The sequence below is a fragment of the Micromonospora chaiyaphumensis genome (assembly GCF_900091435.1).
GTDB classification, from domain to species: Bacteria; Actinomycetota; Actinomycetes; order Mycobacteriales; family Micromonosporaceae; genus Micromonospora; species Micromonospora chaiyaphumensis.
The window spans coordinates 1-21,848 of sequence record NZ_FMCS01000010.1 but is presented as its reverse complement, the minus strand read 5'-3'; the positions used below and the strand labels follow the sequence as shown (position 1 = coordinate 21,848).

18 protein-coding genes and 1 riboswitch are annotated in these 21,848 nt (G+C 75.5%); of the genes, 10 read left to right on the top strand and 8 right to left on the bottom strand.

Annotated features, from left to right (window positions below; translation table 11 throughout):
* The first annotated feature begins 13 nt into the window (after positions 1-13).
* Positions 14-1,702, top strand: a complete 1,689-nt coding sequence (locus tag GA0070214_RS24205; protein ID WP_091268479.1) for a ribonuclease J — start codon at positions 14-16, stop codon at positions 1,700-1,702.
* Between the two features lie 174 nt (positions 1,703-1,876).
* Positions 1,877-3,433 carry a S1 family peptidase gene (locus GA0070214_RS24200; RefSeq protein ID WP_091268477.1) on the top strand — a complete coding sequence of 519 codons (1,557 nt, stop codon included), beginning with the start codon at positions 1,877-1,879 and terminating at the stop codon, positions 3,431-3,433.
* A gap of 94 nt (positions 3,434-3,527) precedes the next feature.
* On the opposite strand, the gene GA0070214_RS24195 is transcribed toward GA0070214_RS24200, so the two are convergent.
* On the bottom strand, positions 3,528-5,105 hold the full coding sequence (locus GA0070214_RS24195; RefSeq protein ID WP_091268475.1) for a type III secretion system chaperone family protein: 1,578 nt from the start codon (positions 5,103-5,105) through the stop codon (positions 3,528-3,530).
* Positions 5,102-5,581 carry a type III secretion system chaperone family protein gene (locus tag GA0070214_RS24190; protein ID WP_091268473.1) on the bottom strand — a complete coding sequence of 160 codons (480 nt, stop codon included), beginning with the start codon at positions 5,579-5,581 and terminating at the stop codon, positions 5,102-5,104. Before GA0070214_RS24190 ends, GA0070214_RS24195 begins: the two co-directional genes overlap by 4 nt.
* Positions 5,582-5,694: 113 nt before the next feature.
* Between GA0070214_RS24190 and GA0070214_RS24185 the strand changes: the two genes are divergently transcribed.
* Positions 5,695-8,145, top strand: a complete 2,451-nt coding sequence (locus tag GA0070214_RS24185) for a DNA translocase FtsK (RefSeq protein WP_091268471.1) — start codon at positions 5,695-5,697, stop codon at positions 8,143-8,145.
* Between the two features lie 62 nt (positions 8,146-8,207).
* Here GA0070214_RS24185 and GA0070214_RS24180 read toward each other — a convergent pair whose 3' ends face one another.
* Complete coding sequence (locus GA0070214_RS24180) at positions 8,208-8,447, bottom strand: hypothetical protein (protein WP_091268469.1); 240 nt, start codon at positions 8,445-8,447, stop codon at positions 8,208-8,210.
* A 91-nt stretch (positions 8,448-8,538) separates the two neighbouring features.
* Positions 8,539-8,853, bottom strand: coding sequence for a DMT family transporter (locus GA0070214_RS24175; protein WP_091268468.1), 315 nt, complete (start codon positions 8,851-8,853; stop codon positions 8,539-8,541).
* A 52-nt stretch (positions 8,854-8,905) separates the two neighbouring features.
* Positions 8,906-8,971: riboswitch (guanidine-III (ykkC-III) riboswitch) on the bottom strand.
* Between the two features lie 95 nt (positions 8,972-9,066).
* On the opposite strand from GA0070214_RS24175, the gene GA0070214_RS24170 reads away from it, so the two are divergent.
* The 7 genes from GA0070214_RS24170 (at position 9,067) to pspM (ending at position 15,470) form a co-directional block, all read left to right on the top strand.
* Positions 9,067-9,990, top strand: a complete 924-nt coding sequence (locus GA0070214_RS24170; protein WP_167364332.1) for an ornithine cyclodeaminase family protein — start codon at positions 9,067-9,069, stop codon at positions 9,988-9,990.
* A gap of 76 nt (positions 9,991-10,066) precedes the next feature.
* Positions 10,067-11,632, top strand: coding sequence for a 30S ribosomal protein S12 methylthiotransferase RimO (rimO, locus tag GA0070214_RS24165; RefSeq protein ID WP_377462484.1), 1,566 nt, complete (start codon positions 10,067-10,069; stop codon positions 11,630-11,632).
* A gap of 47 nt (positions 11,633-11,679) precedes the next feature.
* Complete coding sequence (gene pgsA / locus GA0070214_RS24160) at positions 11,680-12,261, top strand: CDP-diacylglycerol--glycerol-3-phosphate 3-phosphatidyltransferase (protein ID WP_167364331.1); 582 nt, start codon at positions 11,680-11,682, stop codon at positions 12,259-12,261.
* Between the two features lie 93 nt (positions 12,262-12,354).
* Positions 12,355-12,927 (top strand): CinA family protein, encoded by a 573-nt coding sequence (locus GA0070214_RS24155; protein WP_091268461.1) that lies wholly within the window; start codon positions 12,355-12,357, stop codon positions 12,925-12,927.
* A gap of 278 nt (positions 12,928-13,205) precedes the next feature.
* Positions 13,206-13,655: a helix-turn-helix domain-containing protein gene (locus GA0070214_RS24150; protein WP_091268458.1), complete on the top strand. Its 450-nt coding sequence runs from the start codon at positions 13,206-13,208 to the stop codon at positions 13,653-13,655.
* A 167-nt stretch (positions 13,656-13,822) separates the two neighbouring features.
* Positions 13,823-14,674, top strand: a complete 852-nt coding sequence (locus tag GA0070214_RS24145) for a PspA/IM30 family protein (protein WP_091268456.1) — start codon at positions 13,823-13,825, stop codon at positions 14,672-14,674.
* A gap of 16 nt (positions 14,675-14,690) precedes the next feature.
* Positions 14,691-15,470, top strand: a complete 780-nt coding sequence (gene pspM, locus GA0070214_RS24140; RefSeq protein WP_091268454.1) for a phage shock envelope stress response protein PspM — start codon at positions 14,691-14,693, stop codon at positions 15,468-15,470.
* Between the two features lie 23 nt (positions 15,471-15,493).
* On the opposite strand, the gene GA0070214_RS24135 is transcribed toward pspM, so the two are convergent.
* The 4 genes from GA0070214_RS24135 to GA0070214_RS24115 all read right to left on the bottom strand — a co-directional run bounded on the left by GA0070214_RS24135 (position 15,494) and on the right by GA0070214_RS24115 (position 21,635).
* The gene (locus tag GA0070214_RS24135; RefSeq protein ID WP_091268451.1) at positions 15,494-19,105 is read right to left on the bottom strand and encodes a multicopper oxidase domain-containing protein; all 3,612 of its coding nucleotides are present in this window, start codon (positions 19,103-19,105) and stop codon (positions 15,494-15,496) included.
* A gap of 181 nt (positions 19,106-19,286) precedes the next feature.
* Positions 19,287-20,300 carry a zinc finger domain-containing protein gene (locus GA0070214_RS32610; protein WP_244167833.1) on the bottom strand — a complete coding sequence of 338 codons (1,014 nt, stop codon included), beginning with the start codon at positions 20,298-20,300 and terminating at the stop codon, positions 19,287-19,289.
* 37 nt (positions 20,301-20,337) lie between these two features.
* Entirely contained in the window at positions 20,338-21,132 is a 795-nt protein-coding gene (locus GA0070214_RS24120) for an SAM hydrolase/SAM-dependent halogenase family protein (RefSeq protein ID WP_091268449.1), read from the bottom strand.
* Positions 21,129-21,635 carry a GNAT family N-acetyltransferase gene (locus GA0070214_RS24115; protein ID WP_091268446.1) on the bottom strand — a complete coding sequence of 169 codons (507 nt, stop codon included), beginning with the start codon at positions 21,633-21,635 and terminating at the stop codon, positions 21,129-21,131. The genes GA0070214_RS24120 and GA0070214_RS24115 overlap by 4 nt, the downstream gene beginning before the upstream one ends.
* Between the last annotated feature and the right edge of the window lie 213 nt (positions 21,636-21,848).

The following is a 21,848-nucleotide window of genomic DNA, read 5'->3' as shown; positions in this document are numbered from 1 at the left end:
AATGAGGTGACGCGTGACCGAGGCGCACATCGAGGGTGAGCTGCCCCCGCCGCTGCCGGAGGGCGGCCTGCGGATCATCCCGCTCGGCGGACTCGGCGCCATCGGCCGGAACATGACGGTCTTCGAGTACGACGGCAAGCTGCTGATCGTCGACTGCGGGGTGCTCTTCCCCGACGTCGAGCAGCCGGGTGTGGATCTGATCCTGCCCGACTTCGGTCCGATCCTGGACCGGCTCGGCGACGTGCAGGCGATCGTGCTCACCCACGGCCACGAGGACCACATCGGCGCGGTGCCGTACCTGCTCGCCCACAAGCCGGACATCCCGCTGGTCGGCTCGCAGTTCACCCTGGCGCTGGTCGAGGCGAAGCTGGCCGAGCGGCGGATCCAGCCGTACACACTGACGGTCGCCGAGGGCCGGCGCGAGCGGCTCGGCCCGTTCGAGTGCGAGTTCTTCGCGGTGAACCACTCGATCCCGGACGCGCTGGCGGTGGCCATCCGCACCGGCGCCGGCCTGGTGCTGCACACCGGCGACTTCAAGATGGACCAGCTCCCGCTCGACGGCCGCATCACCGACCTGGCCGGCTTCGCCCGGCTCGGCGCCGAGGGCGTGGACCTGCTGCTCTCCGACTCCACCAACGCGGAGATCCCCGGCTTCGTCACCCCGGAGCGGGAGATCGGGCCGGTGCTCGACTCGATCTTCGCGAAGGCGCGCGGCCGGATCATCGTCGCCTCGTTCGCCTCCCACGTGCACCGGGTGCAGCAGGTCTTCGACTCGGCGATCGAGCACGGCCGCAAGGTGGCGCTGATCGGCCGGTCGATGGTGCGCAACATGGGCATCGCCCGCGACCTGGGCCTGCTCAACATCCCGCCGGGCCTGGTGGTCGGGCTGGAGGAGGCCACCACGCTGCCGCCCGAGCAGATCGTGCTGATGTCCACCGGCTCGCAGGGCGAGCCGATGAGCGCGCTGGGCCGGATGGCCAGCGGCGACCACCGGCACATCACCATCGCCCCGGGTGACACCGTGGTGCTCGCCTCCTCGCTGGTCCCGGGCAACGAGACCTCGGTCTACCGGGTGATCAACCGGCTGGCCCGGGCCGGCGCGACCGTGATCCACAAGGACGTGGCCAAGGTGCACGTCTCCGGTCACGCCCCGGCCGGCGAGCTGCTCTACCTGCTCAACGTCACCCGGCCGAGCAACCTCATGCCGGTGCACGGCGAGTGGCGGCACCTGCGGGCGCACGCCCGGCTCGGCATCGAGTCCGGCGTCGCGCCGGACCGGGTCGTGCTCTGCGAGGACGGCGACGTGGTCGACCTGGTCGACGGCCGGGCCAGTCTCGTCGGCCACGTGAAGAGCCGCTACGTCTACGTCGACGGCCTCGCGGTCGGCGACGTCAGCGAGTCACTGCTCACCGAGCGCCGGATCCTCGGCGACGGCGGCTTCATCGCCACCACCGTCGTGATCGACTCGGTCACCGGCAAGGTGGTCGGCGGGCCGACCGTCTCGGCGAAGGGCTTCTCGGAGGACCCGGAGGCGTTCAACCCGGTGGTCCCGCTGGTCACCGAGGCGCTGAACCGGGCCGCCGCGGACGGCATCACCGACCCGCACCAGCTCCAGCAGATCGTCCGGCGCACCGTCGGGCGCTGGGTCAACGACGCGTACCGCCGTCGCCCGATGATCGTCCCGACGGTCGTCGAGGTCTGACGCACCGCGACTCCGCACGCCGGTCCACCGTCCGCGGTGGGCCGGCGTCGTCGCTCTCCGGGTACGCCCCGACGCGTTCCGTCGATGGTGACCACGCGCGTTCAACCGATCGGCGCCCGTCTCCGTACTCCGCTCCGGCAGGCGTACCCGCGCCGGCCGGGAGGAGCGTGGCGGATGGACCGCAGACGGATGACAGCCATCGCCGTACTGGTGGCCGCGGCGGGCACGGCGGCGGCGGTGACCCTGCCGTCGTTCGCCGGCGAGAACCCGACGACCCGGCGGACCGCACCGGCGGCGTCCGACGGGGTGGCGCCCGAGGTGCTCGACGCGCTGAGCCGCGACCTCGCGCTCACCCGGGACCAGGCGGTGCGACGGCTGAAGACCGAGCGGTGGGCGTCCGGCACGGTCGCGAAACTCCGCGGGGAACTGGGCGCCGACTACGGCGGCAGCTGGCTCGGCGCCGACGGCACGACCCTGAACGTGGCGGTGGCGGATCCCGCGCAGGCGGCCCGGGTGACCGCCGCGGGCGCGGTGCCGAGGCGGGTCGACCGCGGGGTCGCCGAACTCGACGCCGTGAAGACCCGCCTCGACGCGGCCGGCGGCGAGGCCACCCCGGACGTCGCGGGCTGGTACGTCGACGTGGCCACCAACTCGGTCGTGGTGGTCGCCCAGCCCGGCGCGGAGGCGGCCGGTCGCCGGTTCGCCGAGGCCAGCGGCGTGGCCGCGGGCGCGGTCCGGGTGCGGACCGCCGACGAGGCGCCCCGCCCGCTGTTCGACGTGCGGGGCGGCGACGCGTACTTCATCAACAACGCCGGGCGCTGCTCGGTCGGCTTCTCGGTGGTCGGCGGCTTCGTCACGGCGGGGCACTGCGGCCGGCCGGGGGACCGGACCGCGGGCGCGAACCGGGTCGCCCAGGGCACCTTCGCCGCCTCCTCGTTCCCCGGGGACGACTGGGCCGTCGTCGAGGTCAACGGGCAGTGGACGCCGCAGGGCGTGGTGAACGACTTCAACGGCGGCACGGTGCCGGTGAACGGCTCCACCGAGGCCCCGGTCGGCGCCTCGGTGTGCCGCTCCGGCTCGACCACCGGCACCCGCTGCGGGGTCATCCAGGCCAAGAACGCCACGGTGAACTATCCGGAGGGGACGGTCACCGGCCTGACCCGGACGAACGTCTGCGCCGAGCCGGGCGACTCGGGCGGCGCCTGGCTCTCCGGCGATCAGGCGCAGGGCGTCACCTCCGGCGGCTCCGGCGACTGCACGCAAGGAGGCGTGACCTTCTTCCAGCCGGTCAACGAGATCCTCCAGCGCAACAACCTGACCCTGGTCACCGCGGACGGCCGGTCCTCCGCGCCGCCGGCCGGCGGCGGGGCCACCGCGCCGCCCGTGAGCACCGCGCCGGCCACCCCGCCGGCCGGCGACGCGACGGACTGCACCGGGCAGGTGAGCCGGACCGGCCGGATCGCCGCCGGGCGGGCACAGGTCCAGCCGGACGGCCGCTTCTTCCGGGTGTCCGGCGGCGCGCAGGAGGCGTGCGTGTCCGCGCCGGCGGGCGCCCGGGTCGTGCTGGAGCTGCAACGCTTCACCGGCAGCGCGTTCCGCACCGTGGCCCGCGCCGACAGCGCCGACGGGCTCGCCCGGCTGACCGCCGACACTCCGGCCGGCGCCTACCGCTACCGGGTGGTCGGGCTGGCCGGCTCCGGCGAGTACACCCTGGCGTTCTCCGCCCGCTGAGCCGCCGCCGGGTCGGCTCCCGGCGGCACCGGACCGCGGCCCCCGTCCACCACCGCCCGGTGGCCGGGGGCCGCGCCACGTCCGGGGTCCGGGCTCACGGCAGTGCGGCGACCGCCTCGGCGAACGCGGCCCCGGTGCTGACCGCCGCCGTGACCAGCACGACGAGCTGCGCCCGGGCCACCCCGTACGCCAGGTCGGTGGTGACGTCGGCGGCCAGCAGCAGCGTCCCGTCGCCCGGGTCGTGCACGTACGCCGCCGGCAGCAGCCGGTCGTGGTTCCAGGCGTTGCAGAACGCGTACGCCTCGGCGCGGCGGTCGGCCGGCAGCCGGCGCAGCGCCACGGCCCGGGCGTGCAGCACCTCGCCCTGCGGCCCGAGCCGGCGGAACTGGACGACCGCCTCGCCCCAGCGCCCCACCACGGTGCCGTCGGGCTCCACCCGGTACGCGTCGCCGCGCGCGTCGAGGGCGGCCGTGAGCATGCGCAGGCTCAGCGGGGCGGGCTCCTCCTCGCCGGGCGGCCCGGGCTCGGTCGCGTCGTCGTCGGGGATCTCGTCCTCGGCGGGCAGCGGCACCGGCTCGGCGACCGGCCGCTCGGCCAGCCAGGACGCGATCCGGCCGGACTGGTGGCCGGTGCCGTTGCGGGCGTCGAAGCTGCCGGCCAGCGTGGTGGCGAGGGACTGGAGCTGGCCGGCGAGCGTCGCCACGTCCACGTCGGCGGCCGGCCGGGGCCCGTGCCCGGGGCGATGGATCCGCCGCTCGCCGAGGCCGTTCTCGACGGCCAGCCCGCAGAGTAGCGCGCCGGCGGTGGCGAACTCCATGGCGGACAGGTCGTCGACCGGGTGGTCCAACCGGGGCAGCTGCTCGGCCAGCACGTCCAGCCCGTGCGCCAGGTGCCCGCCCAGCGCGCAGAACCGCAGGTGCGCGGCGAGCTGCGGGAACGCGGCCCGCTCGCGGCGGTGCCGCCGGTACGCCCGCACGTGCGCCCGCGCGGCGCGCGCCGCCTCGCCGGTGCGCAGCCAGGGCAGCAGCCCCGCGGCGAGGGCCCGCTCCGGCTGGTCGGTGCAGCCCGGCTCGCCGTCGAGCGCCGGCCCCAGCGCGGCCAGCGCGGCCGCCGGCTCGCCCCAGCCGGCCAGCAGCTCGGCGCGGCGGGCCGGGGCGCAGCCGGGACAGCCGGCGACCGGGTGGGACGCGTCGGCGGCGGACCAGTGGTCGTACTCGTGGCGGGCCGCCGGCTCGTCGCCGAGGTGGTCGGCGAGCCGGCAGCGCAGCTCGGCCACCGGGCCGGCGTGCGGGCCCAGCCGGTCGGCCAGATCGTCAAGGAGGGAGCGGGCGTGGTCCAGGGGCACCCGGGGCGTGCCGAACAGCGACTCCACGGCCTGCCGCTGGTGCCGGCGCAGCCGCTCGGTCTCGCCGGGCCGGCCGTCGAGCAGCTCCGGCTGCCGGTCCACCGTGGCCACACACCGGCGCACCGGCTCCACCATCCGCCACCGCTCGCCCAGCTGCAGGTACGCCTCGACCAGCGCGAACCGCGCCGCCAGCGCCGTGCGCGGATCGCCCGTGGCGTCCGCCCGGGCGGCGATCCGTTCCAGCTCGGCGCAGCGGGCCTCGCCGTCGGGCAGGTCCCGGGCGTCGGCGAGCGCGTCCGCCAGCCCCCGGTCCCGGAACGTGGTCATCGCAGCGTCCCGCCGGGCAGGTCCGCCACGGCGGCGGCGAGCTGGCAGCCGGTGGTGACGCCGCAGTCGACGAGCTGGTCGAGCTGGTGCGGGGTGACCCCGCGTTCCAGGTCGGTGGTCACCTCGCCGCAGACCTGGGCCAGCCCGTCGTCCGCGACGTGCACGAACGCCTTGGGCCAGAGCCGGTCGTGGTTCCAGGCGTTGCAGAAGGCGTGCAGGTCCGGCACCCGCTCGATGCCGAAGCGGTGTGCCGCGACGGTGCGCACCTGGAGCAGCTCCCCGGCGGTGCCGCGCCGGTAGAACCAGATGAGACTGTCGCCCCACCGGCCGACCAGGTCGCCGTCGGTGTCCTCGGCCACCGCGTACCCCCGGTTGGCCAGCACGGCGGCGACCAGCTCGCGGGTCAGCGGTCGCAGCGTCTGCGGGTGTCCGGCCAGGGGGCCGTCCGGACCGTCCTCGATCTCCGGCGACGCCATGAGGGCATCCCTTCTGAGGCGAATAACACAAACGGCGGCGGATCCGTGCCGCGACGCGCGGACACGACCCGGAAAAGCGGCGATCTGCCGGGTCCCGCCGTTACGGTGACTCTATGGCGGGCCGTACCTCTCAGGCGAGCCGGCGGCGCGGCGCGTCGCCGCGCGGGACCACGAACAGTCGCGCCCGCCAGCCGGCCAAGAAGGCCACCCGGGCGGCCCCCCGGCGGCGCCCGGCGCGCGGGCCGAGCCCGGCGGCGTTCGTGGGCCGGGCGGTGGGCGCGCTGTGGATGGGGCTGGCGCACAGCGTGGGCTGGGCGTTCCGGGCCGCCGGTCGGCAGGCCGCCACCACCCGCCAGCTGGACCCGGAGCACCGCCGCGACGGTGCCGGGCTGCTCCTGTTCGGCCTGGCCATCCTCAGCGCCGTGGGCATCTGGTCCGGCGGCGCGGGGCCGGTGGGCCGGCACCTCGCGGACACCGCCCGCCTCTTCGTCGGCGCGATCGCCATCGTGGTGCCGGTGCTGCTCATGGTGGGCGCCTGGCGGCTCATGCGCACCCCGGCCGATCCCGAGCACCGGGGGCGCGGCCTGGTCGGCTGGGGCTCCATGCTGCTGGCCACGGCGGCCATGCTGCACATCGGACAGGACCCGGTCGACGAGGTTCAGCGCGACTACGCGGGCGGCCTGCTGGGCGCCGGGGTGGGTGATCTGCTCAAGTCGGCGGTCACCGCCTGGGTGGCCATGCCGCTGCTGCTCCTGCTGCTGGTCTTCGGGCTGCTGGTCATCACCGCGACACCGATCAACAAGATCCCGGAGCGGCTCGGGCTGCGCGCCGGCCTGGTCCCGCCGCCCGACGCCGAGGAGGCCGGGGCCGAGGCCGAGGCGGCGGCGAAGCCGGCCCGCAAGCGGGCGGCCAAGCGCCTCCCGCCGCCGCTGGACCCGCTGGACCCGGACGACGAGCTCGACGGCGTCGACCTCCAGGACACCCTGGTGCTGCCGCGCAAGAAGGTGCCGGCCAGCCGCAAGCCGGTCGAGCCGCCGGAGCACTCTCCGCTGCCCACGCGCGCCGAGCAGCTCGCGCTCACCGGGCTGGCCGGCGACTACACGCTGCCGCCGGCCAACATGCTGGGCAGCGGGGCCGCGCCGAAGACCCGGAGCAAGGCCAACGACGAGGTGATCGCCGCGCTGACCGGCGTCTTCGAGCAGTTCGACGTGGACGCCGCGGTCACCGGCTTCACCCGCGGCCCGACGGTCACCCGTTACGAGGTCGAGCTGGGGCCGGGCGTCAAGGTCGAGCGGATCACCCAGCTCTCCCGCAACATCGCCTACGCCGTGAAGTCGCCGGACGTGCGGATCCTCAGCCCGATCCCGGGCAAGAGCGCGGTGGGCGTGGAGATCCCGAACACCGACCCGGAGAACGTGGCGCTCGGCGACGTCCTGCGGTCGCGGGCCGCCACCAGCGACCACCACCCGATGGTGGTGGCGCTCGGCAAGGACATCGAGGGCGGCTACGTGGTGGCCAACCTGGCCAAGATGCCGCACATCCTCATCGCGGGCGCGACCGGCGCGGGCAAGTCGTCCTGTCTGAACTCGCTGCTGGTGTCCGTCCTCACCCGGGCCACCCCGGACGAGGTGCGGCTGCTGCTGATCGACCCGAAGCGGGTCGAGATGACCGGCTACGAGGGCATCCCGCACCTGGTCACCCCGATCGTGACCAACCCGAAGAAGGCGGCCGACTCGCTGGAGTGGGTCGTCCGCGAGATGGACATGCGCTACGACGACCTCGCCGCCAACGGGGTCCGGCACATCGACGACTTCAACCGCAAGGTGCGCAACGGCGAGATCAAGGCGCCGCCGGGCAGCGAGCGGGAGATGCGGCCCTACCCGTACCTGCTGGTGATCGTCGACGAGCTGGCCGACCTCATGATGGTCGCGCCGCGCGACGTGGAGGACTCCATCGTCCGGATCACCCAGCTGGCCCGGGCCGCCGGGATCCACCTGGTGCTGGCCACCCAGCGTCCCTCGGTCGACGTGGTCACCGGCCTCATCAAGGCGAACGTGCCGTCCCGGCTGGCCTTCGCCACCTCCTCGCTGGCCGACTCCCGGGTCATCCTCGACCAGCCCGGCGCCGAGAAGCTGCTGGGCCGCGGCGACGGGCTGTTCCTGCCGATGGGCGCGTCGAAGCCGCTGCGCATCCAGGGCGCCTGGGTGACCGAGCGCGAGATCCACGACGTGGTGAAGTTCTGCAAGGACCAGCGTGAGCCGGAGTTCCGGCCGGACGTGCTCGCCCCCGCGCAGGACAGCAAGAAGAAGATCGACGAGGACATCGGCGACGACCTGGACCTGCTGGTGCAGGCGGTGGAGCTGGTGGTGACCTCGCAGTTCGGCTCGACCTCGATGCTCCAGCGCAAGCTGCGGGTCGGCTTCGCCAAGGCGGGGCGCCTCATGGACCTCATGGAGACCCGCGGCGTGGTCGGCCCCTCCGAGGGGTCCAAGGCCCGCGAGGTGCTGGTCAAGCCGGACGAGCTGGAGGAGGTCCTGGCCGGCCTGCGCGGCGGCGAGGAATAGGCCCGGTGCCACGACGAGGGCCCCGCCGGAATCCGGCGGGGCCCTCGTCGCGCTGGCGGCCGTCAGGAATTCAGGATCGCGGCGGCGATCACCATGCCGAGAACGGCGCCGACGACGCTCGCCACGGCGGCGTACCAGCCGAGCGGCTTGTCGCCGAGCACCGCGCCGACGATGCCGAGGATCAGCCCGACGAGGCCGAGGAACGGCACGAAGATGGCGATGACGGCGAAGACGAAACCGAGGATCGTGCAGATCCGGGCGGCGTTGCTGCGGGGTCGGGTGCTGGCGGGCATGTCGGCCATGATGTCCTCCGTCGGTGGGTTTCCTCTCGGGTGAAGCGAGGAGGGGATACCCCGGGCGGCACGCCGTCCAAACGGGACGTCGGCGGGTCGGTCAGTGGAAGAGCTTGAGGCCGACCACGCCGGCCACCACCAGCAGCAGGCAGCCGATCCGGGGGAGGCTGGCCGACTCGCCCAGCGCCAGCATGCCGACCAGCGCGGTGCCGACCGCACCGATGCCCACCCACACCGCGTAGCCGGTGCCGACCGGGATGTCGCGCAGCGCGTACGCCAGGCCGGCCATGCTGGCCACCAGCGAGACGGCGAAGACCAGGGAGGGGAGTGGGCGGGTGAAGCCGGCGCTGCGGTCGAGGGCGATCGCCCACCCGGTTTCCAGCAGTCCGGAGAGCACCAGCACGAGCCAGGCCATGGGTCACCTCTGACGGGACGGGCCCGGCCACCGGGGCCGGGACGGGCGGTCACACGGGGCGTCTTGGCCTGACCGGGTACGCCCACCACTCGTCCGGGGCGGCACGGGGCCGCCGGATCCGACGCTAGCACCGCCGGGGCCGGCGGTCCGATGCGGTGACAAACCCCACCATCGCTGGAGTTAACGCGAACTTCAGGTTGCAGGATGGTCGGCATGACCGTGCTCTTCTCCGACGAGGACGTCGCCGCCGCCGTGGACGCCCCGCTCACCGTCGCCGCCATGCGGGACGCGCTGCTGGCCGCGTACGAGGGACGGCTCATCGCCCCGCCCCGGGCGTCCGCCCCGCTCGGCGGCGGCCGGATGGTCCTCACGGCCGGGCACCTCACCGGCGAGTGGTACGGCTTCCGCTCGTACGACACGTTCGGGCACCCGGAGAGCGGGCAGCTCGTGGTGCTGCACGACGCCGCCACCGGGGCGGTACGCGCCATCGCCGTCGGCGAGGAGCTGGGCTCGCGGCGCACCGGGGGGCTCGGCGGGGTGGCCGTGGACGCGCTGGCCCGCCCCGACGCGGCCACCCTCGGCGTGGTGGGCTCCGGCCGCCAGGCGTGGACCCAGGTCTGGGCCGCCGCCGCGGTCCGGCCGCTGCGCGAGGTGACCGTGCACAGCCGCTCGGCAGCCCGGCGCGAGGCGTTCGCCGCCCGGGTCCGGGCCGAACTGGGCGTGCCGGCCCGCCCGGTCGACTCGGCCGCCGCGGCGGTGCGCGACCGGGACCTCGTGGTGCTCGCCACCACCAGCACCTGCCCGGTGCTGGACGCCGCCGACCTGGCCCCCGGCACCCATGTGAACACGGTGGGCTTCAAGCAGGTCGACCGGCACGAGTTCGGCCCCGACCTGCTGGAGGCCGCCGACCTGCTGGTCACCGACTCGCCCGCGCAGGCGGCCGCGTACGCCCCGCCGATGCTCGCCGCCGTCGACCCGTACGCGGACCGGCTGCGCGACCTGGGCGCGGTGCTGGCCGGGGCGGTCCCGGGCCGGACCGGCGCGGACCAGATCTCGGTCTTCTGCTCCACCGGCCTGGCCGGCACGGAGGTCTTCCTCCTGGACCGGCTGGCCCGGGTCGGCGCGGCCGCCCGCTGACCCGCGGCTCGGTGTGAGCCGGCCGATGCCCGCGGCCCGCCGCCGTGGGGTTCCCGGCGCGGCCCGGTACCCTCGGATGGTGTCTGCCACCTCCCCTTACGACGACTCCAGCTCGGCGCGTCTGACGCCGCGCCGCGACCCGGAGCCGTCGTCTTCTGCCGCTGCCGGCGCCGACGGCCGTCGCGTCGCCCTGCTGACCCTGGGCTGCGCCCGTAACGAGGTCGACTCGGAGGAGTTGGCCGCCCGGCTGCACGCCGACGGCTGGCAGGTGACCACCGACGGCGAGGGCGCCGACGTGGTGGTGGTGAACACCTGCGGTTTCGTGGAGAAGGCCAAGCAGGACTCGATCCAGACGCTGCTGGCCGCCGCCGACACCGGCGCCAAGGTGGTCGCCGCCGGCTGCATGGCCGAGCGCTACGGTCGCGAGCTGGCCGACAGCCTCCCCGAGGCGCAGGCGGTCCTCAGCTTCGACGACTACCCGGACATCGCGGCCCGGCTGGACGCCGTGGTGGCCGGCGAGGCGCTGGACGCGCACACCCCGCGCGACCGGCGCGAGCTGCTGCCGCTCACCCCGGTCAAGCGCCGGGAGGCGGCGGTGTCGCTGCCCGGCCACGGCACCCCGACCCGGGTCGCCACCGACTCCGACGAGCACACCCCGGCGCACCTGCGGCAGGTGCTGCGGCACCGGCTCGACACCGGGCCGGTGGCCTCGCTGAAGCTGGCCAGCGGCTGCGACCGGCGCTGCGCGTTCTGCGCCATCCCGGCGTTCCGCGGGGCGTTCGTCTCGCGTACCCCGGACGAACTGCTCGCCGAGGCGGAGTGGCTGGCCAAGACCGGCGTCCGTGAGCTGGTGCTGGTCAGCGAGAACTCCACCTCCTACGGCAAGGACCTGGGCGACCCGCGGGCGCTGGAGAAGCTGCTGCCGCAGCTCGCCGCGATCGACGGCATCGTGCGCGTGCGGGCCAGCTACCTCCAGCCCGCCGAGACCCGGCCAGGCCTGGTCGAGGTGATCGCCACGACGCCGGGCGTGGCCGCGTACTTCGACCTGTCGTTCCAGCACTCCAGCGAGCCGGTGCTGCGCCGGATGCGCCGGTTCGGCTCCACCGACCGGTTCCTGGAGCTGCTCGCCTCCGCCCGTGAGCTGGCCCCGGAGGCGGGCGCGCGGAGCAACTTCATCGTCGGCTTCCCCGGCGAGACCCGCCAGGACGTGGCCGAGCTGACCCGCTTCCTCACCGAGGCGCGCCTCGACGCGATCGGCGTGTTCGACTACAGCGACGAGGACGGCACCGAGGCCGCCGGCCTGCCCGGAAAGGTCTCCGCCGCGACGATCAAGCGGCGCTACGACCGGCTCGCCGCGCTCGCCGACGAGCTCTGCTCGCAGCGGGCCGAGGAGCGGCTCGGCTCGATCGTGGAGGTGCTGGTCGACTCGGTCGCCGACGGCGTGATCGAGGGGCGGGCCGCCCACCAGGCGCCCGAGGTCGACGGCTCGACCACGCTGGTCGCCCCGCAGGGTGGCGGGGTGGACCTGGCCGCGCTGCGCCCCGGCGACCTGGTCCGCGCCACGGTCACCGCGACCGAGGGAGTCGACCTGGTCGCCGTACCGGATGAGATGATCTCGGCGGCGCCCGGCGCGGCACGGTGACGGCGGGCCCGGACGGAACGGGGAAGCCACGTGGGGCGGTGCCGGACATGACCGGAGCGGAGTCGACCGTGGCGTCGCCGGTGCCGCTGCTCAACGCGGCGAACGTGCTGACCGCGGTGCGGCTGGTGCTGGTCCCGGTCTTCGCGGTCACGGTGGTCGCCTCGGCGATGAGCCACGCCGGCTGGCGGATGGCGGCCTGCGTGATCTTCGTGGTCGCCTCCGCCACCGACCTGGTCGACGGCTGGATCGCCCGCCGGTTCGGCCTGGTCACCTCGCTCGGCAAGGTGGCCGACCCGATCGCCGACAAGGCCCTCACCGGCGCCGCCCTGGTGCTGCTCTCCTGGTACGACCGGCTGCCCTGGTGGGTGACCGTGGTGATCCTCGCCCGCGAGCTGGGCATCACCGCGCTGCGGTTCTGGGTGATCCGGCACGGCGTCATCGCGGCCAGCCGGGGCGGCAAGGTCAAGACGGCGCTTCAGATCCTGGCCATCACCTGGTACCTCTGGCCGATGCCCGACGCGCTGGCCCCGGTCGGCCCCTGGATCATGGGCGCGGCCGTGGTGGTCACCGTGGTCACCGGCTTCGACTACATCGCCCAGGCGCTGCGCCTGCGCCGCCCCGCCCGCTGACCCCGGGCGGCGCGCCGCGGGCGATAACCTCATGATCGGCGAATCCGTACGCAGGATGAGTAGGTCGCGGCGGGGCGGGAAGAGAGGGCCGGCATGGACACGGATGCGAACCACGAGCGGACCGCCGGCAGCCCGGCGGCCTCCGTGGTGCACAGCCTGCACGAGCGCAAGGAGACCCTGGCCACCGTCGAGTCACTGACCGGCGGGCTGCTCTCCGCCGCAGTCGTGGAGATCGCCGGGGTGAGCGGGATCTTCCGGGGCGGCCTGGTGGTCTACGCCACCGAGCTGAAGTCGGAGCTGGCCGGCGTACCGGAGAACCTGCTGGCCGAGCGCGGACCGGTCGATCCCGACGTGGCCGCCGCCCTGGCCGAGGGCGGGCGGCGGCGCTGCGGCGCCGACTGGGGGCTGGCCACCACGGGCGTGGCGGGGCCGGAGCCGCAGGACGGCAAGCCGGTCGGCCTCGTCTACGTCGCGGCGGCCGGGCCCGGCGGCACCGAGGTCCGTGAGCTGCGCCTCGACGGTGGCCGGGACCACATCCGCTCGGCCGCGGTGATCGAGGCGCTGCGTCTGCTCGCCGAGCAGATCCACGCCGCCGTCCAGGCCGACGAGGCGCGGTCGACCGACGAGGCGGACGACACCGACCGGGCGGAGGCCGGCCGGCGGTGAGGCCTCCTGCGGCGGCGAGCCCGTCCGGCGCCGGTGGGCCGGTCCGCAGCGGCCCGGCGCGCGACACGCCCGACGGCGTGCGGAGCGTGCGGAGTGGCCGACCGGCCCCCGCGTCCGGTTCCGCAGGATTGGAGAGGCGGGGTGGGATGTCGTCCGCGCGGTCAACGGGTACGGTTGCGGGAAGGCTCCGGCGGTCGACGCCGGCGCCGGGGCGGTCCGCCGCGCCCGGCGCGGCACGTCCGGCCGGAGATGGTGGTTCCCGTTCAGGGGGAGGTGCGATGGTTCTGCTACGCCGGGTGATCGGTGACGCACTGCGGGCGCGCCGGCAGGGGCAGCACCGCACCCTCCGCGAGGTCTCCTCCGCCGCCAACGTGAGCCTCGGTTACCTCTCCGAGATCGAGCGCGGCCACAAGGAGCCCTCCAGCGAGCTGCTGGCCGCGATCTGCGACGCGCTCGGCGCCCGCCTCTCCGAGCTGCTCCGCGAGGTCAGCGACACCGTCGCGCTGGCCGAGCAGATGCCCGGGGTGCTGGTCCCCGTCGCCGACAAGCCGGTCGAGCCGACGCCGGTCGCGCCGCCGGCCGTGCGCAAGGCGACCAACCGGGGGGTCCACCAGGTCACCTCCGACGGTTCGGTGGCCGTCCAGGTCCGCCAGGACTCGCCCCTCAAGGCCACGCTGCGCACCACCCGGGTCCGCCCCGCGGACCGGGACGTCGTCTGCGCCGCCTGATTCCGCCCGTCGCGCCGTGGTCGCCCGTGGCGGCCGCGTCGTAGTGTTGATCAGGGTCGTACGGGGTGCCGGGTTGGCGTCCGACTGGGACCATGGAGGCACACCGCGCGGCCCGCGGGTCGACCCCGGCCGAGGCGACGCGACGCTACTGAGGGGACAAGGCGGAGATGGCGAACCCGTTCGTCAAGGGTTGGAAATACCTGATGGCGCTCTTCGGCGCGAAGATCGACGAGCACGCCGATCCGAAGGTGCAGATCCAGCAGGCGATCGAGGAGGCCCAGCGGCAGCACCAGGCGCTGGTCCAGCAGGCGGCCGCCGTGATCGGCAACCAGCGCCAGCTGGAGATGAAGCTGTCCCGGCAGATGACCGAGGTCGAGCAGCTCCAGGCCAACGCGCGGCAGGCCCTCGTCCTGGCCGACCAGGCCCGGGGCCGCGGTGACGAGACCGAGGCGGGCCGCTACGAGCAGTCCGCACAGCTCCTCGCCAGCCAGCTGGTCTCCGCCGAGCAGGCGATGGAGGACCTCAAGACCCTGCACGACCAGGCGCTCGGCGCGGCCGCGCAGGCCCGCAAGGCGGTCGAGAACAACTCGATGATCCTCCAGCAGAAGCTGGCCGAGCGCACCAAGCTGCTCAGCCAGCTCGAGCAGGCCAAGATGCAGGAGACCGTGGCCCGCTCGCTGGAGTCGATGTCGGCGCTCACCGCCCCCGGCACCACCCCGTCGCTCAACGAGGTCCGCGACCGGATCGAGCGCCGCTACGCCGACGCGATGGGCCGGGCCGAACTGGCCGGCAACTCCGTCGAGGGCCGGATGCTGGAGATCCAGAAGGCGACCCTCGACTCGGCCGGGTCGGCGAGACTGGAGCAGATCCGGTCGAGCATGGCCGGCGAGCAGCTCGGCGGCCGGCAGGAACGGCCCGGGGTGGGGCAGCCGGCCGACCCGGCGGCCGCCGCCCGGCTCGACGAGATCCGATCCACCATGAGCCGGGAGCGCGGCACCGGGGAGAGCACCACGAGCTAGGGGACGGGGGAGACCGATGGTCGACGAGCGGGCGCGGCACTTCCGCCGGCTGCGCAGGTTGCGCCGGTCGGCCCGGCACTGGAGTGTCCTGGCCGGCGGGCTGGGCGGCGCCGCCGCGGTGCTGACCCCGTACGCGGGGCTGGGCCTGCCCGACGCGGCCTGGGCCGGCGCCGCGGGCAGCGCGATCGCCGTCGCCGCCTGGCGCTGGGTCGACCTGCGCGCCCTCGCCGCCGTGCCGGCCCCGCCGGCCCTCGACCCGGCCGAGGTCGCCGCCCGCTCCCGCGCCCGGCTGGTCGCCGCCGTCGAGCGGCTGCCCGTGGGGCCCGGCGTCCTCGCCGAGGTACGCCGCGTCCGCTCCCGCTTCGCGCTGCGCGGCACCACCGCCGCCGACGCGTGGGCCCGGCTGGACCGGGCCGCGCTGACCCTGGCCGGGCTGGCCGGCCGGCTCACCGGGCTGGCCGAGCCGGCGGTCCGTGAGGCGGCCGAGGCCGACCGCTCCCTGCGTGACCTGGCCAACCGGGTGGCCGGCGTGGAACGGGCCCTGAAGCTCGCCCCCGCCGAGGCGCGCGGGTCGCTCGCCGAGGCGCACGCCACCCTCGTGGGTCAGCTCGAGAGCGGGGTGGCCGCGTACGAGCGGCTCGTGGTGGCCGCCGCGGGCTACGTGGCCGAGGACGCCCACCCGAGCACCCAGGACCCCTCGGCCACCCGCCTCACCGAGGCCACCGACCTGCTGCACGGCGTCGCGTCCGCCCTCGCCGAACTCCGCACCACCCACACCCCCCTCCGCACCCCCTGACCCCTCCCTGGTCGGGCGGGCCGTCACGGGGGCGTGCTGACCTGGGTGGGGGTGGTCCAGGGAGAGGTGCCCACCACGTTCGCCGAGCGGATGCGGTAGTGGTAGGTCACGCCGCGGGCCAGGCCCGTGTTCGTGAAGCCCCGGCCCGTCACGCTGAACGTGGCCAGGTCCTGGGTGAAGGTGGCGTCGGTGGCGCGTTGCACCACGAAACCGGCGCCCGCGCCGGTGGGCGTGCTGGCCGACCAGCTCAGGATCACCGTGGCGGTGTCCGGGGCGGGCGCGGTGGCGGTGGCGAGCACCCCGGTCGGCACCCCGGGCCGGGGCGGCGTGGTCACGGCGGCCACCGTCGACCAGGGTGACGCCGCCCCGAGGTACGTGGTGCGTACCCGGTAGTAGTAGGTCGTGTCCGGGGCGACCGCCGGGTCGAGGTGGGCCTCACCCACGGCGATGGCCGTGGTCCCCGGCCCGCTCGTGAACGTCGGGTTGGTGGCCCGCTGCAGGTCCACCCCGGTGGCGAAGGAGCGGTTCGCCCAGCGCAGCGCGACCCGCAGCGGCGCGGCCGGCGGCACCACGGCGGCCAGCTTCGCCGGTGCGGTCAGCTGCACCGAGGCGGGGATGCTGTTCGACCAGGCCGAGCAGCTGACGGCGTTCTCGGCCCGGATCCGGTAGTGGTAGGTGACCCCCGGGGTGACGGTCGCGTCGGTGTAGCGGGTTGCGGTGGCGGCCACGGTGATCTCGGTGAGGCCGGCCGCGAAGGCCGCGTCGGTGGCGCGTTGCAGCCGGTGGCTGGTGGCCGGCGGTCGGCTGCCGTTGCCCGTCCAGGCCAGCGCGATGGCGGGCAGCGCGGTGGCCGAGCCGGGCGCCGGGGTGGCGGTGAGCCCGGTCGGTGCCTTGGGTGCCACCCGCAGCACCAGCGGCCGGCTCATGCCCTGGTCGCGCAGCCCCGCCGAGCGGGTCTGCCAGCGGTACTCCCAGCCCAGGTTCACCAGTTGGTTGACGACCACGGCGGGCCGCCCGTCGACCGGGCTGACCGGGCTGGCGTCCAGCCGGGCGCCGGCCGGCCGGGTCGGGTCGAGCAGCCGTACGCTGTCGCCGATCTTGAAGGGCAGGCTGGGCGGGACCGGGCGCAGGGCCACGATCACGTCCTCCCGCGGGTTGACCCGGACGGTGTCCTTCCAGCCCAGCTCGTTGGCGTCCGGCGGGCGGACGCTGCCGTCCCAGCCGACCCGGTTGACAAGCTGCACGTCGCAGCCCTCGATGTGCACCGGATGGGTGCGGGGCGCGTCGCCGACGATCCGCCACAGCTGGGTGCCGTCGGCCGGCGCGCCGACCGGCACGGTCGGGTCGGTCACGTACAGCACCTCGGTGGCCGGGTCGACCGGGCCGAGCGGCAGGGTTGCCGGGGTCCGCTGCCCGGCGACCGGGTGGCCGACCCCGAGCCGCCCCACCGCCCGGCCGTGCCGGGACTCGAAGACCTGCCCGACCGACTTGACCGCCAGCGGCACGGTGACCGGGGCGGCCGCGCCGGCCGGGGTGAAGGTCACCGAGGTGGCGCGCGCCGGCACCAGCGTCGGGCCGGGCGTGCGGGTGCCGAAGGCCGCGTCGTAGGCCGGCTGCGGCACGATCGGCGGTCGCTGGCTCTCCGCGTACGCGGCGGGCAGCCGGGCGGCGAGCCGCTCCCGGTCGTACGGCGCCGCCGGGGTGCCGGTCACCCGGATCTGGAGCAGCGTACGGGTGTTCGGGCCGTAGCCGGGTCGCGCGGCGGGGAGGCCGCCGGTGGCGGTGCGGTCCGGCGCGTCGGTGTGCTGGTCGTACCGGGGGTCGAACCGGGGCAGGGGCGCGGGGCAGTCGTTGTAGAGGATCAGCGTGCTGCCCGGCGGGACCGCCGCGAAGTCGACCACCACGTCGGCCCGCTCGCCGGGGGCGAGCAGCAGGGTGTGCCCGTCCACGTTGAGCACGGTGGGGTCCTGGCGGTCGTACCGGTAGCCGATCGGGCGGTTGGGCAGTACCACGGGGGCCGGCAGCAGGCCGCCCTCGTTGCCGATCTGGACCAGCTCCGGCCCGGCGGCGGCCGGGTCCGGCACCCCGCCGTCGCGCCCGTCCACCGGCCAGTGCGCCGGACGCCCGGCGGCCCGGGCCGCCTCGACCATCGGCACCTCGCCGGCGAACGGGTCGCCGGCCGTGCCGGTCTCCGTCCACATCGGTGAGTCCGATCGGGCCCGGTAGAGCTGGAGGTTGAGCGTCCGGTCCGCGCAGGCGTTGAGGATCCGGAACCGGTACGCCCGCGGCGCGACCTCCAGGAACGGGTAGGCCACCCCGTTGACCAGCGGGGTGTCCCCGTACGCCTCGGGCACGGCCGACGGGTGCGGCACACCCGGCGCGAGCGGCGGCTCGTCCGGCTCGGCAACGGGATCGTGGTGCGGGTTCGGCACCGGGGCGACCCAGGGGCTGGCCCCGCCGTCCGGGTCGTGCGTCCACGGGCCGTAGTCCCAGCGGCCGGTCGGGTTCCCGCCGCTGGTCCGGTAGGGGTTCTGCCGGGGCTGGTAGACGTGCGGGTGCCACAGGCTGCCCTTCGCACCCCAGCGGTCCCGGTCCCAGGTGGGATCCTGGGCGGCGAGCTGGGCGTCGTCCGGCACGAAGGTCTTGTCCTCGATCACCAGGGGGAGCTGGTCGGCGGGGAGCACCCCGTCGTCGACCAGCCGCTCCTCGGCCGGGTCGGTGAGCAGGTAGAGCGCGAGCTGCCCGGAGTAGACGGTGAGCCGGGACAGGCCGAGGGTGTTGTCGTGCAGCCACATGAGCCGGCCGCTCTGCTCGTTGGGGAAGTAGAGCGTGGTGGCGCCCGCGCCGGGCGGCGGCATGTCCGGCACCGGGGTCACCCCCACCCCCGTCGGGTACGGGGTGATCTCGCCGGCCGGGGTGACCCACTGCCACGGGTTGCCGGCGCTGATCCACCCGGTCTGCGCCCCGGCCAGGTGCGGCACGGCCCGGTTCTGCGGGTAGGGCGCGGGCCCGTCCAGCGGGCCGATGCCGGCGCCGTCGACCGTCTCGTCCACCGGCAGGAACAGCTCGCCGGCCTGACCGGTGGGCAGCTGGTTGATGAACTTGACCCGCACCGGCCGGCCGCGCCGGGCCACGATCATCGGGCCGAGGTGCCAGGGCCGGTCGGGCGGCGCGACCGTGTTGTGGCCGGACGCGTCGGTGCCCAGGTTGAGCTGGCGGTAGCCGCGCAGCCGGGTGGCCGGCAGGTCGCGGTGCAGGCGCTGCGCGTACTCCTGGAGGCCGATCTCGTAGTAGTCGCAGCCCGGCCAGGTGATCGTGTCGGGGACCGCGACCGGCAGGCGGGCGCCCAGCCCGGCGGTGGCCGGCGGGCCGGGCACCGGCAGCGGGTCGATGAACTTGCGGATGCCGGTGCCGGGCAGCGGCCGGCCGTCGGCGTCGAGCGCGGGCAGCGGGCTGGCGGCGAAGTTCGGCACCGGGCCGAAGCAGCGCGGCACGGCGGCCGGGTCGAGGGTGGCCGGGGCGGGGCCGGTGTCCTCGTCGGCGGCGCGGGCGGCGGGCACGGTCGGCGCGTGGTCCTCGGCGGTCCGGGCGAACCGGTCCGTCCATCCCGGCCGGAGTCTGCGGAACAGCACCATGGCTCTCCCCGGGGTCGGGGCGCGCCTGCCGTCACCCCGACGTGGCGGGCGTACGCGCTGCTGACGAGCGGTGAGCACTCCACCGCAGCATGCGACGCCGAAGGTAGGGGAGGGAACTACCCAATCGTCCCTATCTCGGGCGATCTTGGGCGTTTCGTGGAAGTTCCACGCGCCGTCCCGCTCAGCGGTCCGGCTGGCAGACCGGGCACCAGTACGTGACCCGCTCGCCCAGCTCCTCCTTGCGGATCGCCGTCCCGCAGCGCCGGCACGGCTGGGCCCGCCGGCCGTAGACGTAGCTGGTCTGGCCCCGGTGCAGCGAGCCGGTGGTGCTCTGCGTCCACCGGCCCCGGTTGGCGGCGAGCAGCCGCTGCGCGAGGGTGACCGTGCCCGGCAGGTCGGCCACCGCGCGGACCGGCGTCCACGGGTTGACCCCGCGCAGGAACAGCACCTCGCACTTGTAGAGGTTGCCCACCCCGGCCAGGTTCCGCTGGTCCAGCAGCGCCTCGCCGATCGTCTCGTCCGGGTGGGCGGACAACCGGCGCACCGCCTCGTCCGGGTCCCAGTCGGGGCCGAGCAGGTCCGGGCCGAGGTGGCCGACCAGGGACTCCTCCTCGGCGGTCGGGATCAGGGCCAGCTCGTGCAGGTGGTAGCCGACCGCCACCGCGCCGGGGGAGCGGAGCACCACCCGGATCAGGTGCGCGGGGCGGGCCGACCACCGCTCGCCCGGGGCGTACGCCCGCCAGACGCCGTCCATCCGCAGGTGCGAGTGCAGCGTCCAGTCCCGCCCGCCGCCGTCGGCCGACCCGGCGGCCTCGCCTCCCGCGGCGTCGGTTCGTCCCGCGCCGGCCGGCGTGGGTGTGGCCGGCGCGGCGTCGGTTCCTCCGGCTGCGGCCGGAATGGGTGTGGCCCGCCCGGCGGCCGTTTGTCCGGCTGCGGCCGGAATGGGTGTGGCCCGCCCGGCGGCCGTTTGTCCGGCTTCGGCCGGCGTGGGTGTGGCCCGCGCGGTGGCCCCGGGCGGTGCGGTGAGCCGGAGCAGCAGGTGCTTGCCCCGGCTGGCCGACTCGCGCACGGTCCAGCCGGTCAGGTCGGTCGCGGCGAGCTGCGGCACACGGAAGTCGGAGCCGGTGAGCCGGGCGCCGGCCAGGGCGCGCTGGAGGACGCGGGCGGTGTTCCAGACGGTGTCGCCTTCGGGCACCCCTCCATCCTCCCTCGGCGCGCGGGATCCGCACGGTTCAGGCGCCGGTCACCGTCACCACGTCGCCCGGCCGCACGCTCAGCAGGTCGACCGCGCGGCCGGTGTTGACCGCCAGCGCCACCAGCCCGGCCGAGTCCACGTACGCGACCAGCCCGCCGGCCGGGGCGTCGCCGAAGGTGCGCCCGCGCACCGCCGCCCGGCCGGCCACCCGTACCCGCTCCGGCAGCCCGGCCAGCAGCGCGCCGGGCGCGGCCAGCTGGACGTTGCCGAAGTGGTCGACGGTCAGCACCTCGGCCGTGAAGCCCGTGTCGGCGGTGCGGACCAGCGGCTCCGGCAGCCGGACCAGCGTCGCGGGGTCCACGGCCCGGCCCGCCTCGTCGAACGGGGCGCCGAGCGCCAGCCGCGCGGCGACCGGCGCGAACACGTCCCGGCCGTGGAAGGTGCGGGAGACCGTCGGGGCGAGCCAGGCCGGATTGGTCAGCTCCACGGCGCCGGTGATCCCGCCGAGGGCCGCGGCGGCGTCCAGCAGCAGCCCGTTGTCCGGGCCCACCAGCAGCCCGCCGGGGGTGGCCAGGGCGACACCGCGCCGAGTCGTGCCGACGCCCGGGTCGACCACGGCCACGTGCACCCCGACCGGCAGGTACGGCACGGTCTGCGCGAGCACGGCCGCGCCCCGGCGTACGTCGGCCGGGGGCACCAGGTGGGTCACGTCGATCACCCGGGCGGTCGGGGCGAGCCGGGCGAGCACCCCGTGGCAGGCCGCCACGAACCCGTCGGTCAGGCCGTAGTCGGTCGTCAGCGAGATCCAGGCCGTTTCATCGGGGCCGGTCACGGCCGGACCTCCCGCCCGGTGAGCCGCCGTTCCAGCCGCAGCTCGTCGTGGAGCGGGATGTCGTCCTCGCCCAGGCGCGGGATGCTCGGTTTGGCCGCGCGTGCCCGATCGACCGCGCCCGGGTCCACCGCCACGATCCGCAGCCCCCGGCGCTGGTAGAAGCGGAGCGCCCGGAGATTGTCGTTGGTGGTGACCAGCCAGAGCCGGCCCGCCCCGGCGGCCGTGGCGACCGCCTCGGCGGCGGCCAGGAGGGCGCTCCCGGCGCCGTTGCCCGGTGCCGTGGCGGCCAGGCTGACCACTTCGAGGCCGTTGTCGGCGAGCCGGTGCACCAGCGCCCCGGCGAAGCCGCCCGCCCCGTCCACGGCCACCAGAGTGGGCAGTTCCCGCAGGTCGTAGCGGGTGTCGTGGACCACCACGTACGGGCCGCCCCACTCCCGCTCGTGCAGGGCCGCGAGGTCGGCGTGGTCGCCGGGCCCGGCGGGTCGTACCTGGATCGAGGCCATCGGTCCCTCCTCGTCACGTGCGGCCACACCCTAGCGACGAGATCCCGGTCGGGAACCCCGTCCGCATCCCGGTACACCGACTAGATCTTGGTAGCAAGCGGCCCCTATAGGGGCCATTTCCTACCAAGATCGCCGACGTGGCCGCAACTGGCGCCGATGACTTGCGCGGCCGACGTGTCGAGGTAGGCGTGTCGGGGGGGGAGGGGGGGAGGG

What these genes read in the sequence shown, in the direction of transcription:
- GA0070214_RS24175 (WP_091268468.1), bottom strand. Translation starts at nt 8,853, where the DNA reads ATGGCCTGGCTCGTGCTGGTGCTCTCCGGACTGCTGGAAACCGGGTGG.
- rimO (WP_377462484.1), top strand. Translation starts at nt 10,067, where the DNA reads ATGGTGTCTGCCACCTCCCCTTACGACGACTCCAGCTCGGCGCGTCTG.
- GA0070214_RS24195 (WP_091268475.1), bottom strand. Translation starts at nt 5,105, where the DNA reads ATGACCACGTTCCGGGACCGGGGGCTGGCGGACGCGCTCGCCGACGCC.
- GA0070214_RS24190 (WP_091268473.1), bottom strand. Translation starts at nt 5,581, where the DNA reads ATGGCGTCGCCGGAGATCGAGGACGGTCCGGACGGCCCCCTGGCCGGA.
- GA0070214_RS24145 (WP_091268456.1), top strand. Translation starts at nt 13,823, where the DNA reads ATGGCGAACCCGTTCGTCAAGGGTTGGAAATACCTGATGGCGCTCTTC.
- pgsA (WP_167364331.1), top strand. Translation starts at nt 11,680, where the DNA reads ATGACCGGAGCGGAGTCGACCGTGGCGTCGCCGGTGCCGCTGCTCAAC.
- GA0070214_RS24135 (WP_091268451.1), bottom strand. Translation starts at nt 19,105, where the DNA reads ATGGTGCTGTTCCGCAGACTCCGGCCGGGATGGACGGACCGGTTCGCC.
- GA0070214_RS24155 (WP_091268461.1), top strand. Translation starts at nt 12,355, where the DNA reads ATGGACACGGATGCGAACCACGAGCGGACCGCCGGCAGCCCGGCGGCC.
- GA0070214_RS24115 (WP_091268446.1), bottom strand. Translation starts at nt 21,635, where the DNA reads ATGGCCTCGATCCAGGTACGACCCGCCGGGCCCGGCGACCACGCCGAC.
- GA0070214_RS24200 (WP_091268477.1), top strand. Translation starts at nt 1,877, where the DNA reads ATGGACCGCAGACGGATGACAGCCATCGCCGTACTGGTGGCCGCGGCG.
- GA0070214_RS24185 (WP_091268471.1), top strand. Translation starts at nt 5,695, where the DNA reads ATGGCGGGCCGTACCTCTCAGGCGAGCCGGCGGCGCGGCGCGTCGCCG.
- pspM (WP_091268454.1), top strand. Translation starts at nt 14,691, where the DNA reads ATGGTCGACGAGCGGGCGCGGCACTTCCGCCGGCTGCGCAGGTTGCGC.
- GA0070214_RS24150 (WP_091268458.1), top strand. Translation starts at nt 13,206, where the DNA reads ATGGTTCTGCTACGCCGGGTGATCGGTGACGCACTGCGGGCGCGCCGG.
- GA0070214_RS24180 (WP_091268469.1), bottom strand. Translation starts at nt 8,447, where the DNA reads ATGGCCGACATGCCCGCCAGCACCCGACCCCGCAGCAACGCCGCCCGG.
- GA0070214_RS24170 (WP_167364332.1), top strand. Translation starts at nt 9,067, where the DNA reads ATGACCGTGCTCTTCTCCGACGAGGACGTCGCCGCCGCCGTGGACGCC.